The organism is Pedobacter sp., assembly GCF_045628745.1.
Lineage (GTDB): Bacteria > Bacteroidota > Bacteroidia > Sphingobacteriales > Sphingobacteriaceae > Pedobacter.
Genome location: NZ_JAZQPU010000386.1, coordinates 1 through 13,119, shown reverse-complemented (window position 1 = coordinate 13,119; position 13,119 = coordinate 1). Strand labels below are relative to the sequence as shown.

10 protein-coding genes and 2 pseudogenes are annotated in these 13,119 nt (G+C 40.8%); 9 read left to right on the top strand and 3 right to left on the bottom strand.

Annotated features, from left to right (window positions below; all coding sequences use genetic code 11):
• Positions 1-570 (bottom strand): annotated as a pseudogene (locus ACR2F7_RS14135) (sensor histidine kinase); the annotation flags it as partial.
• Positions 571-658: 88 nt separating this feature from the next.
• On the opposite strand from ACR2F7_RS14135, the gene gltX reads away from it, so the two are divergent.
• Genes gltX through ACR2F7_RS14095 form a run of 8 tightly spaced genes read left to right on the top strand, consistent with a single transcriptional unit; the run spans position 659 to position 9,931 of the window.
• Positions 659-2,167, top strand: a complete 1,509-nt coding sequence (gene gltX, locus ACR2F7_RS14130; protein ID WP_432714194.1) for a glutamate--tRNA ligase — start codon at positions 659-661, stop codon at positions 2,165-2,167.
• A gap of 8 nt (positions 2,168-2,175) precedes the next feature.
• Positions 2,176-3,009, top strand: coding sequence for a KPN_02809 family neutral zinc metallopeptidase (ypfJ, locus tag ACR2F7_RS14125; protein ID WP_432714193.1), 834 nt, complete (start codon positions 2,176-2,178; stop codon positions 3,007-3,009).
• A gap of 27 nt (positions 3,010-3,036) precedes the next feature.
• On the top strand, positions 3,037-4,164 hold the full coding sequence (locus ACR2F7_RS14120) for a hybrid sensor histidine kinase/response regulator (protein ID WP_432714192.1): 1,128 nt from the start codon (positions 3,037-3,039) through the stop codon (positions 4,162-4,164).
• A 5-nt stretch (positions 4,165-4,169) separates the two neighbouring features.
• Positions 4,170-7,760 (top strand): response regulator, encoded by a 3,591-nt coding sequence (locus ACR2F7_RS14115; protein WP_432714191.1) that lies wholly within the window; start codon positions 4,170-4,172, stop codon positions 7,758-7,760.
• 22 nt (positions 7,761-7,782) lie between these two features.
• On the top strand, positions 7,783-8,154 hold the full coding sequence (locus ACR2F7_RS14110) for a response regulator (protein WP_432714190.1): 372 nt from the start codon (positions 7,783-7,785) through the stop codon (positions 8,152-8,154).
• A gap of 8 nt (positions 8,155-8,162) precedes the next feature.
• Positions 8,163-8,984, top strand: coding sequence for a CheR family methyltransferase (locus tag ACR2F7_RS14105; protein ID WP_432714189.1), 822 nt, complete (start codon positions 8,163-8,165; stop codon positions 8,982-8,984).
• A gap of 1 nt (position 8,985) precedes the next feature.
• Positions 8,986-9,558 carry a chemotaxis protein CheB gene (locus tag ACR2F7_RS14100; protein ID WP_432714188.1) on the top strand — a complete coding sequence of 191 codons (573 nt, stop codon included), beginning with the start codon at positions 8,986-8,988 and terminating at the stop codon, positions 9,556-9,558.
• Between the two features lies 1 nt (position 9,559).
• The gene (locus ACR2F7_RS14095; RefSeq protein ID WP_432714187.1) at positions 9,560-9,931 is read left to right on the top strand and encodes a response regulator; all 372 of its coding nucleotides are present in this window, start codon (positions 9,560-9,562) and stop codon (positions 9,929-9,931) included.
• Here the strand turns inward: ACR2F7_RS14095 and ACR2F7_RS14090 are convergent.
• Positions 9,924-11,606, bottom strand: coding sequence for a dipeptidyl-peptidase 3 family protein (locus ACR2F7_RS14090; protein ID WP_432714186.1), 1,683 nt, complete (start codon positions 11,604-11,606; stop codon positions 9,924-9,926). The genes ACR2F7_RS14095 and ACR2F7_RS14090 overlap by 8 nt on opposite strands.
• 290 nt (positions 11,607-11,896) lie before the next feature.
• On the opposite strand from ACR2F7_RS14090, the gene ACR2F7_RS14085 reads away from it, so the two are divergent.
• Positions 11,897-12,733, top strand: coding sequence for an N-acetylmuramoyl-L-alanine amidase (locus tag ACR2F7_RS14085; protein WP_432714185.1), 837 nt, complete (start codon positions 11,897-11,899; stop codon positions 12,731-12,733).
• A gap of 95 nt (positions 12,734-12,828) precedes the next feature.
• Here the strand turns inward: ACR2F7_RS14085 and ACR2F7_RS14080 are convergent.
• Positions 12,829-13,119, bottom strand: a pseudogene (locus tag ACR2F7_RS14080) (glutamine--tRNA ligase); the annotation flags it as partial.

Genomic DNA, 13,119 nt, shown 5'->3' with positions numbered 1-13,119 from the left:
TTTGGCCATACCCACCCATACCTGGTCTTGCTCAGATTTTCTGGCAGAACTGAAGGCTACATAGGCAGTGAGTAAAAATAGTGCAATAACCCCTAGTTGGATATAGGGAAAATACCGCAGCTGGGTGAGGATGGATGAATCCTTGTAATAAACGAGCATCTTTTCGCCCATGTAATTAATGGGCAAAGGTTTGTGCTGTTCCTTCATTTTTCGTAGCTCCCGCTGGAAATAACCGGGATCATAGGTCATGGTTGTAGCGGCACCCATATAATTTGTTTTCGTACTGTCCAGTCGCAGGTAAGTCTGTATTTTAGTTCCGGTGGTGTCTGTTAAAATCACAGGTACGGTACTGCTGGAAGTAATCATGCTGAGCACTTCGGCATAGAGCATATCGTCAAAGATCTGGGAAGATTTCTCTGTTCCCTTCACCCAGAGTTCAAACTGTATCCTTTCTTCGCGTTCCATCTTTTTGACAAAGAAATCGGTGTAAAAAACAGAGGCTGTGCCAATTACTATTGCAAATACCAGTAAGAATAACTTCCAGCGACGTTTTTTTTCGTATGGGTTCATAAATTATGAGGGCAAATTACAAAATAGCATTCAATTACGCATCAATAGAACGGTAACCCTGTAAAAAATATATATTTGCATATAGATTATGGAAAAGAAGGTAAGAGTAAGGTTTGCTCCAAGTCCCACTGGCGGACTTCATTTAGGTGGTGTGCGCACTGCTTTATTTAACTATTTATTTGCAAAACAAAACAACGGTACATTCATCCTTAGGGTTGAAGATACCGACCAGACCCGCTTTGTTGCCGGCGCTGAAGAATATATTACTTCTTGTTTAGAATGGTGTGGTATATCTCCGGATGAAAGTCCACAACTTGGTGGCGAATATGGCCCATACCGTCAAAGTGAGCGCAAAGCAACTTACAAACAATATGCAGATCAACTGATTGCCAGTCGCCATGCTTATTACGCTTTTGATACCCCTGAAGAGCTGGATGCCAAACGTAAAGAATTTCCAAATTTCTTATACGGACAGGCCACCAGAATGCAAATGCGCAACTCGCTAACCATAGATCCCTCAGAAGTACAAGAGCTTTTAGCTAACAATACGCCTTATGTGGTGCGGATCAAAGTTCCTGAAGATGAGCAGGTCTCTTTCATAGACATCATAAGAGGTCATGTCTCTTTTGACACCAACTTGATAGATGATAAAGTTTTACTAAAGGCTGATGGTATGCCTACCTATCATTTAGCCGTTGTAGCTGATGATTATGCCATGAAGATTACTCACATCTTTAGAGGTGAAGAATGGTTGCCATCTGCACCTGTTCACATTCTATTGTGGCGTTATTTAGGCTATGCTGATGAAATGCCGCATTGGGTGCATTTGCCTTTAATATTAAGGCCTGATGGCAATGGTAAGTTGAGCAAAAGAGATGGCGACCGATTAGGTTTTCCGGTTTATGCTCAAAACTGGACAGATCCTAAAACTGGTGAAGTAACTAAAGGTTTTAAAGAAATGGGGTTCATGCCCGAAGCTTTTGTAAATCTGTTGGCCATGCTAGGCTGGAATGATGGCAGCGACAAAGAGATTTTTACCATGGAAGAGTTGATCAGGAGTTTCTCTATAGAACGGATCAGTAAAGCAGGTGCAAAATTTGATTTTGAAAAAGCAAAGTGGTACAACCATGAATGGATAAAAAATGCACCGTCAGCAACATTGCTTCCTTATGTGCAAGCCATATATGCCGAAAAAGGGATAGAATTGCAGCCTAACGCAGATTTATCACCTGTAATAGAACTTGTTAAGGATCGTTGTAGTTTATTGACGGATTTCATCACACAAAGTGTCTATTTCTTTGTTTCTCCTAAGGAATATGATTTAGCTGCGGTGAAACCTAAATGGAACGAGGAGAAAGCAACCTTTTTTAATGCTTTCAAATTGGTTTTAAATGATGAGCTAACTGCAGGTGAGCTTGAAGAGCAATTTAAAGCATTGGCACAGACGCATCAGCTTAAACCAGGGGAGTTGATGTTGCCGTTTAGAATTATGTTGGTTGGTGGAAAGTTTGGTCCGGGTGTTTTTGATATTGCAAAAATACTGGGTGCCAGCGAAACAGCCAATAGAATAAACAATGCCCTGGAGCAATTTAATTAAGCAGCATTATGCAATGGTTCGGTAAAGGAAGTGGTAATATAGAAGATCGTAGGGGCATGAGTGGCGGCAAAGCCCTCGGCGGTGGTGTGGGCATCATCGTTGTCATTTTAGGTCTTCTCTTTGGAACAGACTTGACGGGGCTGGTGAGCCAAATGCCTACAGGTAACCAACAGCAAGTACAAACAGGCAGCCCTACTGATGTTGGGGGCAAGTTTGTTGATGGCGTACTGGAATCTACCAATCAAGTGTGGGAGCAGCAGTTTAAAGCCATGAACAGCACTTACGAAAAGCCTGTGCTTGTTCTTTTTACCGATAATGTGCAATCGGCATGTGGCAATGCCAGTGCTGCCGTGGGCCCTTTTTATTGTCCCGGAGATCATAAAGTATATATTGACCTTAGCTTTTACAATGAGCTGAAAGATAGGTTTGGCGCTGCAGGAGATTTTGCCCAGGCCTATGTGATTGCCCATGAGGTAGGCCACCATGTGCAAAATTTATTGGGTATTTCCGAGAAAATGGACCGATACCGCTCACAACTAAGTGAGAAGGAATACAATAAGCTTTCTGTTAAACTTGAGCTGCAGGCAGACTTCTTTGCCGGCCTGTGGGCGCGTGAAGCACAAAACCTTAAAGATTTTAAATTAGAAGAGGGAGATATTGAAGAAGCGCTGAATGCAGCCAATGCTATAGGTGATGATAAACTTCAAAAACAAGCACAGGGAGAAGTAGTCCCTGATGCTTTTACCCACGGCACCTCTGCTCAAAGGATGTACTGGTTTAAAAAAGGTTTCGATACCGGCGATTTTAAACAGGGTGATACCTTTAACAGCAGCGAACTTTAGTAATTATATTTACCTCCTTAAGAAATAATGATCCTAATTGTAGATGACACTCCCGAAAATCTAATCTCTCTAAAGAAAGTACTTGAAGCACATCAATTCGCTGTTGACACCGCCTCCTCGGGAGAGGAAGCACTGAGAAAAGTACTGAAAAACGAATATGTATTGATCATTCTGGATGTTCAAATGCCTGGCATGGACGGTTTTGAGGTGGCAGAGGCTATTTCAGGCTACAGCAAGGCTAAAGAAACGGCTATTATTTTTCTTTCTGCAGCGAATACAGAACTGAGTTTCATTACAAAGGGTTATTCTTCCGGTGGCCTGGATTACATTACCAAGCCTGTGGATATGGGTATTTTGCTGTTAAAAGTGAAAACCTTTTACCGGATTTATGAACAGAGCCGCAAATTAATTGAAGTGCAGAAAGCGCTCTTAAATGAAATTGAAATCCGCAAAAAAGCCGAAAGTAAAAAAGATGAGTTCATCAGTATTGCCAGTCATGAGTTAAAAACCCCTTTAACCAGTGTAAAGGGCTACGTGCAATTATTGGAACGCAGCATTGATAAAGGTGATACGCCTACCGTTAAAAGGCACTTGGAAAAGGCACAGCTGCAGCTGGAGAAGTTAAATAACCTGATAGCCGATTTGCTTGACATTTCTAAAATTGAAAGTGGCAAGTTGAAGTTCAATAAAAAACACTTTTCTATTGATGAGCTCCTCAAAAATGTTGTAGAAATCATCAACCAATCCAATCCAGAATTTAAAATCAATGTCAAAGGTTCCGTGTCCATTCCTGTTTATGGAGATGAGATGCGCATTGAACAGGTCATCGTTAACTTTTTAACCAATGCCATTAAATACTCTCCCGGCACTAGTGAAATCAGTATCAATTTACGCAAAGATGCAGACAGTATTTACCTTGGTGTAAGGGATTATGGGATTGGCATTGACCTGACTCAACAAAACAATGTTTTCGAAAAGTTCTTCCGTGTAGAAGAAACAGCCATACAATTTCAGGGCCTGGGTATAGGGCTCTACATTTCCTCAGAAATTATTAAAAGGCACAATGGTCAGATTGGCGTGGTCAGCAAGCCCGGTGAAGGATCTGAATTCTATTTTAACATGCCTATAACATCCGCTCCGGAAATCAATAATTAGTTCATATGCAGAAAACTAAATCTTTAAAAAACAACCTCAGAATTGGTTTAGGGCTATCCTTATTGATTCTTTTTACAACTTCCCTGGCCTCTTGGATCAGTATTACCAATATGATTGAAAGCTCTACGCTGGTGGCCAGAAGTAATGATATCATCACCAAGTTAAATGAAGTTCTTTCCTCGGTTAAGGACGCAGAAACCGGACAGCGCGGTTACCTGCTGACTGGTGAAAGAGTTTTTCTGGAGCCTTATAATGGGGCAAGGGAAAATGCACTGGATATATTAGGTGAAGTTGGTGTGCAAACACAACACAATGCTTTTCATCAGAAAACTGTAAAAAGACTGCGTGAAATTGTGCAGCAGCGAATGGCTATCATCGATAGTACCATAGACATTAAACGCAGGGGTGGAAATATTGGTGTTACTGAATTGCTGAATGGAAAACAGTATATGGATGAAGCCCGCGCTTTGGTGAAAACGATGAAAATTCAGGAAAACAGACTCTTGGATCAACAAACGCGTGCACTTAATAAACTAGCTGGTTATACACCAATGCTGATTTTGCTGGCCTCCATTTTATCTGTGTTAATTACCTTTTTCTTTTACAGGAAGGTATCTAGTGACTTTGATGAACGCTTGGTGCTTCAACAAGCTTTACAGGATAAAAATGAGGAGATGGATAACCGTATTGCCGTTATCCAGGAATTGTCCAGCCAGATCTCTGCAGGGAATTATGACATCAGGTTAGAGCAAAAACAATCAGACAGCCTCGGCAGCCTTGCCGGCCATTTAAATGCCATGGCAGAATCGTTGAAATATTCTTTTACCCTATTGGCAGAAAAAGAATGGTTACAGGCGAGCATTGCAGGGTTAAATGATAAAATGGTTGGCGAGAAAAGCGTAGAAGAACTCGCTGCGGATGTCCTTGAATATAATGTTGAACGTACAGGCAGCCTTGTCGGCGCTTTTTATCTTTTAGAGAATAAAGACCTTATCCTGAGCGCAGGTTATGCTCTGGAAACAAAGAAAATTAATGAAAGCCTGCGCCTCGGTGAAGGTATTGTCGGTCAGGCAGCCTTATCTGGCAAACTGATCCTAATCAATGACATCCCTGAAGCAGAGTTCAATATCAGTTTTGCCAGTGGAAACGCAAGGCCTAAAAATGTAGTTGCCATACCGATCTTTAGAGACAAGCTTTTAATAGGGGTGATGGAATTTGGTTCTCTTCAAACATTTACACCTTTACAGCTTGACTATTTCCATAGCATAGCTCATAATATAGCCGTTGCCATCCATGTTTCCCAAAATAGGAAAAGACTACAAGACTTTTTAGAAGAAGTACAAACACAAACAGAAGAATTACAGGCACAGCAATCTGAGTTGGAGGGATTAAATTCTGAACTTGAAGCCCAGACCCAGAAAATACAGACCTCAGAAGAAGAACTGCGGGTGCAACAAGAAGAGCTCATGCAAAGTAACCAGGAGCTGGAGGAAAGAACCTTGCTTCTTGAAGAACGTAACCAGATCATTCAGGAACGGAATACCCAGATTCAGGAAAAAGCACATCAGCTGGAGCAGAGTACAAAATATAAGTCAGAATTCCTGGCTAACATGTCGCATGAACTGCGCACCCCTTTAAATTCCATTTTGTTGCTGTCTAAACTGATGTCGGAGAATACAGACCTCGATGCAGAATATATAGAGTATGCAGAGGTGATTCAGAGCTCCGGACAAGGACTTTTAGGCTTAATAGATGAGATTCTTGATCTTTCTAAAATTGAAGCCGGTAAAATGACACTGGATTTTGAGGAAGTGACTATTGCTGAAGTAGCTACAGACATGCGCTCCTTGTTTATTCCCCTTGCCAGAAATAAAAACCTGCAGCTGCTGGTAGAAAATAAAGCCAATATCAAGCAATTGAATACCGATAAAATGAGATTGGAGCAGATTCTTAAAAACCTGCTCTCCAATGCCATTAAATTTACGGCTAAAGGAAAGGTAAGCTTAACCATCACCAGTGCTGATGACCAAAAAGCCCTCTTGTTTAAGGTAACCGATACTGGTATTGGCATTCCTCTGGACAAACAAAGTCTTATTTTTGATGCTTTCCAACAAGCCGATGGTTCTACCAGACGCAGTTATGGAGGTACAGGTTTAGGCTTGTCCATCAGCAGGGAACTTGCAAAACTCCTGGGTGGTGAAATTATTTTGACCAGTAAAGAGAATGTGGGCAGTGAATTCACCTTGGTTTTATCGCTAGTCCAACAGGAAAAAACACCGGAGCTGAATGGTCATGAGCATAATTTGCTGCCATCTGCCTATGCAGAACCTATTGCTGCCATACTTCCGGAAAGATTCACGGTGGATAAGATTCCACAAGAATTAGAAGACGATCGCCATCATATTTTACCCGGTGACAAAGTCATTCTTATTATAGAAGATGATACGCCATTTGCTAAAACCCTGCTTAACTTTACCCGTAAGCGTAATTATAAGGGCATTGTTGCCGTTAGGGGTGATGTAGGAATTGAAATGGCAAACTTCTTTCATCCTGCAGCGATCCTGTTGGATATCCAGCTGCCAATTAAAGACGGATGGCAGGTGATGGAAGAACTTAAATCAAATCCCGCTACACGTGCCATTCCAGTGCACATCATGTCGTCACTGGAAGTGAAAAGAGAAAGTTTACTGAAAGGTGCTGTAGATTTCATCAATAAACCAGTTGCCCTGGAGCACATCAAAGAGATTTTTCAGAAATTGGAATATGCATTGAGCAAGCATCCTAAAAAAGTACTCATTGTAGAGGAAAACAAACAGCATGCTGATGCTTTAAGCTATTTCCTGGGTAATTATGACATCCAGACGGAAGTGGCCAATGATGTGATGCAAAGTATTGATGCCTTGCGTAAAAAGGAAGTTGATTGTGTAATCCTAGACATGGGCATTCCTGATCAAAGCGTTTACCAGACCCTGGAGACCATCAAAAAAAGCGAAGGACTGGAAAACGTGCCTATTATTATTTTTACGGGCAAGAACCTTTCTAAGGGTGAAGAAACAAGAATTAAACAATATGCAGATACTATTGTTGTTAAGACCGCTCACTCGTACCAGCGTATTTTAGATGAAGCAGGATTGTTTCTGCACCTGGTAGAATCTAAAGACAATGGTCAAAAGCATCGGATAACCAGTGAAAAACTGGGAGGCTTGTATGAGGTGCTGAACAATAAAACAGTATTGATTGCTGATGATGATGTCCGTAATATTTTCTCCCTGACCAAAGCACTGGAGTTGCACCAAATGAAAGTGCTGGCAGCAACAGATGGCAAAGAAGCCTTGCAGCTGCTGAAAGAAAATCCTTTCGTAGACATCGTTTTGATGGATATGATGATGCCTGAAATGGATGGTTATGAAAGTACTAAAGAAATCAGAAAGATCCCTGCGTATAAAAACATCCCGGTACTGGCCGTAACGGCAAAAGCTATGATGGGCGACAGGGAAAAATGCATTGCTGCAGGTGCTTCTGATTACATCTCTAAACCAGTAGATATTGATCAGTTGGTGTCCTTGCTACGCGTGTGGTTATATGATAAAGTTTAAAAAATAGAAGTCAGTTAATTTTATGGGTGACAATAAAAAAATACTAATCGTTGATGATGATAACCGCAATATATTTGCGTTAACTGCGGTTTTAAAAGCCAGAGGTTACCAATGTTTGTCTGCTCCTTTTGCAGAGGAAGGTTTTCAGCTTTTATCGGCACATCCAGAAATTGCCGTTGTGCTCATGGATATGATGATGCCGGGCATGGATGGATATGAGGCTATTGCTAAAATGAAGGAAAACCCTAATTTACACCATATTCCCGTTATTGCTGTTACTGCCCAGGCCATGGTAGGCGATAGGGAACGCTGTATGAAGGCCGGTGCTGTAGGCTATATTTCTAAGCCTGTCAACATTGACAAACTCACTGAATTGCTTACCCAATATATATAATAGAAACCTTGGAATTGCCGGTAATCAGTGATGAGCAAATTGAAGGATTGTTATGTGATCTGCTGAGAAACTATGGCTATGATTTTACAGGTTATTCCAAGGCATCACTTAAGCGAAGAATCATCCGCCTGTATGCTTTGGATAAGATTTTAGGCTTTACAGAGTTCAAGTATAAAATCCTGAACGACAATGTCTATTTCAAGCGATTTGTTGAACAAGTAACGGTAAACGTGACCGAGATGTTCCGTGATCCTACCTTTTTTAAAACCCTGCGCGACGAGGTATTACCCCGTTTAGGCACCTATCCTTTTATCAGGATCTGGATTGCAGGATGCTCCACGGGAGAGGAGGCCTATTCCATCAGCATCGTGCTCAAAGAGCTTAACTTATTACATAAGTCGCTCATCTATGCTACCGATTTAAATCCCACGGTGCTGGAAAAGGCAAGCCTTGGCATGTTTTCTCTCACCTACATGAAGCAATATTCAGAAAATTATATTGCTGCGGGTGGAAAACAGGATTTCTCCAGCTATTATACCGCAAAATATTCTTTAGCTAAATTTGATGATGAGCTGCGCAGTAAGCTCATCTTTTCTACACATAACCTGGTATCGGATAATTCTTTTAATGAGTTTCAGCTCATCTTATGCAGAAATGTGCTGATTTATTTTGACCGTGACCTCCAGCATAAAGTGCTGGAATTGTTTGACGACAGCCTTGAAGACCTTGGCTATCTCGCTTTAGGAACTAAAGAAACAATTGACTTCTCAAAGATTGCTAAAAATTATAAACGACTGCCGAACGATAAAATCTGGCGTAAAGGAAGGTAATATGGAACACTGCGAAGCATTAATCATCGGAGGATCAGCAGGAAGTTTAAACGTACTGCTTAAAGTTTTGCCAAGTCTTAATGCACAACTATCCTTTCCTGTTGTCATTGTAATTCACCGTAAAAAAGGGACTGATTCGCTGCTTCCTGAACTGCTTTCTGGCCGCACACAACTGATTGTTAAAGAAGCGCAGGAAAAGGAAGAACTCTTGCCCGGCACCGTCTATGTTGCTCCCTCAGATTACCATTTATTGCTGGAGCGCAACCGTACTTTTTCCCTTGATTTTTCTGAAAAGGTGAATTTTTCACGACCCGCCATAGATCTAACCTTCCAAACGGCAGCAGAAGTTTATAAAGATAAACTGGTCTGTTTACTGCTTTCAGGTTCTAATTCTGATGGGGTAAATGGCCTCAAAACAGCCCTTGAATGGGGTGGAAGGGTGCTTATTCAAAATCCTGAAGATGCTCAGGTAGCCTTTATGCCGCAGCAGGCTATGCTGCAGGTAAAGACTGATTTTATTTTAAATGCAGAAGATATGGCAGAATTTATTAATTTGTTATCCAAAACTCAATAACATGACCTCACAAAAAAGAGTATTTATTTTCGATGATAATACTGATATTCTAGAACTATGTACTATTATTCTGGAAGATGCAGGTTATGAAATTAAAACTTCCGCTACCTCTAACGACATTATTGGGCAGGTAAATGCCTATATCCCGGATATCATTTTCATGGACAACTGGCTTCCCGATGTTGGAGGTATAGATGCCACCAGGGCCCTTAAAAACGATGAGCAGCTGAAACACATCCCTGTTATTTACTTTTCTGCCAACAACGATGTAAGGTCATTGGCAGAGCAAGCAGGTGCAGATGGTTATTTATCTAAACCTTTTGATATCATGGAACTGGAAGAGATTGTAAGCAAACATTTAAGCGTTATTTAACGCCTAAAACATTTGCTCCTTGTTCAAAAACAAGGTCTACCGGAATACCTTTGTTACTTAAGCGGTCTAAATCTTTTTGCAGGTCAGCAGGGATCACAGCTTGCTCCTGCTGCACTTTAACTACGGCAGCATAATCACCATTACCCTGCAGGCTGATAATTAAGCTGCTTAGCTCATTCATGGCTACGGCAAACTTATCGTAATCAACTTTATAAGTACCTTGCGCATTTCTGATAAAAGCACCCTTCTCTTTAAAGAAGTTGAAGCATTGCATGTTCGCTTTTCCATGTGCACTGGCCGTACCGAACCTTACGGAGCGTAAAATGCCTGCCATAAAGGTGGTATAGTATTCTTTTATATCGCCTGTTAACTCTCCTTTTTTCAATAGGCCTGTAACCATATAAAGACCTAAAATATCTGCTTTACCTTCTTCAATCCAGGAGTATTGTTCTTTTAGGGCTTCTTTTACAAAGCCTTTACCGGTAATTGTCTTTTTGATTCCCAAGCCATGGGCAACTTCATGGAACATTACATTGGCGAAAAAAGCATCAAATTTGATGTATTTCTGTTGCTCTTTGTCAATCAATTCCTGTGCAATGGGCAGCAGGATTTTATCGAACTTTGCCTTCATGGCGTTTTTCAATTGCGAGCGTCGTGTTCCTTTTTGCTGTTGAATAAGCTCATCATTTGGTAAATTAACGGCAATTGTTTTTGACCCCGCGTTGCAATCCCCAGCATAATAAACTACATCATAAGCATTCAGCTCGCTGTCTGTGCCTGGCATTTCTTTCTTGTATTTTTCAGCAACAGGTAAGCCTTTTTGCAGGGCCGGCAACATTTGCACATATTTTGCCAGTCTTTTGCTCCAAACTTTATCTTTTACCAATACATAACCTTCATAAGATGTTCTGGCATTAAAGAGCTTGTCTTCATAATTTTCAATAGGCCCCAAAATGATGTCCAGACCATTGTTTTTCATGTCAAGCCAGGCAATATCACTAGCTTTGTAATTATCTGTTACTAAAGCCTCAGACCTTAAGTTTAAGTACTTTTTAAAACCTTCATCTTCAGCAAGCAAGGCGGCTTGTTTCAGTAAACTTGATGCTTTTTGAAGCTCAGAAGCATATAAAACATGGTAAGGTACTAAGGTTAATTTCCCTGAAGTATCCCTGCTTACTACTGTATAAGGGTTGTATTTATCTTTTAAAGTAGATTTCTCGAATTCTTCCTTGGTCATGTCTGCAGGATAAAAAGCAGCACCCTCAGGTTTTGGACCTATGCCATTGATAAATGGCTTGTCGCCATTTAACCTGTCCCATGGGCCATAGTTAATTCTCACAAAGGATTTAGTTCTTTCATCTTTCAGCGCATTCAACAGGCTGTCGCGCTGAGGGTATGTTTGTTTCCAGAATAAATCATCCATTATTTGTGCTGCCTGGATCAGCAGGGGAAGTATTTTACGTTCGTTAACGCTGAGGTCGTTTAGATTGGTGGTGAGCTTAACGCTTTCATAAATGCCGAACCTGTTGTTTACATAATCTGCCAGGCTATCTTGTGATAAAACGGCTTTTGCTGTGTCAGCTATTTTCTTCTCCTGGCTATTGCCGCAAGAAGATATGCTGCCAAGGATCACACAGCCGAAAAGAAGTTGTACTGCTATAGATGTGGTTTTCATTAGTATTCTGTTTTTTATACGTTCATAAAGCTACCCAAAGCTGTATACTGCCTTGCGAGCATGAGCTCATGATGGATTTATTAAGATAACATTTTTTAAAGATGATGATTTGTCGCTGAGGAGGTTATCATTCATTAATATTTAATTTAACCTTTTCCGCAGACTTTTATTCGCCAGCAAAGTAGGAAAGCAACTAAATTAGTGAAAAAATAAACGCCTGACATAAATTTTCATCGTTTAGAGGTCATTTATCTAAATAATGGCTAATTTCACCTTTTTATATTTATCCTATGAATCTCCCTAATAAAATTTTGATCAACACTTTATTTTATGCTGCATTAGCCATCACTTTGAGTGGCTGTTCTACCAATAAATATGCCGCAACCAATAAAGTATATAAAGCACAATCAAAATCTTTTGCTGACCTTATTGAGGCTATGCCGCCCACCAACCAAAAGATAGACTCTTTGCCAGATAACATGCAGTCTTTTATTGGCACGGTAAACTTTGGTATCCGTAAACCCAACTTTGTCATTATTCACCATACAGCACAGAATTCCCTTGACCAAACCATTAAAACTTTCCTATTAACAAGAACACAGGTAAGTGCACATTATGTGGTGAGCAGAGACGGACAGGTGGTACAAATGCTGAATGATTATTTGCGGGCAAACCATGCTGGTATTGGTCGCTGGGGTAATGATACAGACTTAAACTCTTCTTCCATAGGTATTGAATTAGATAACAATGGCAGTGAGCCCTATTCAGACGCACAGATCAAAAGTCTATGTACGCTGCTGGCGGGGTTAAAAAAGAAATACAATATTCCAACGGCAAACTTCATTGGCCATGCTGACATTGCGCCTACGCGTAAGCCAGACCCTAGTAATTTTCCATGGAAGGCTTTAGCGGCCAAAGGTTATGGCTTATGGTATGACAATGTGCTTTTACTGCCACCTCCAGATTTCAATCCTACCTTTGCATTGCGCATTATTGGCTATGACATTAAAAACCTGGGTGCCGCTATTACAGCTTTTAAAAGGCACTATGTACAAACGGATATCACACCGGTACTCACGCCAGCAGATAAATTGATTCTTTATAATATCTATAAAAAATACTTGTAACAAGAGCTAAAAATATTAAACCCGCCTCCTTCATTTAGGTCGGCGGGGTTTTTTAGGCCAAAAAAAAGAGGTCATTTAATTGACCTCTTTAAAATTTATTTCTTTCCCTTTGCCCAGGCATCCTTCAGTCCAACCGTGCGGTTAAATATCAGGTGCTCAGCAGTGGAGTCTTTATCTAAACAGTAATAGCCTTTACGGATAAACTGGTACCTTTCTGTAGCATTTGCATTGGCAAGGTAAGGCTCTATATATGCCGATTTGTTGATCTCTACACTTTCAGGGTTCAGGTAATCTTTAAAATCACCTTCTTCACTGTCAGGAGATTCTACGCTAAACAAGCGATCGTAATTCCTGATTTCAGCAGTCTGAGCATGAGCTTTACTTAC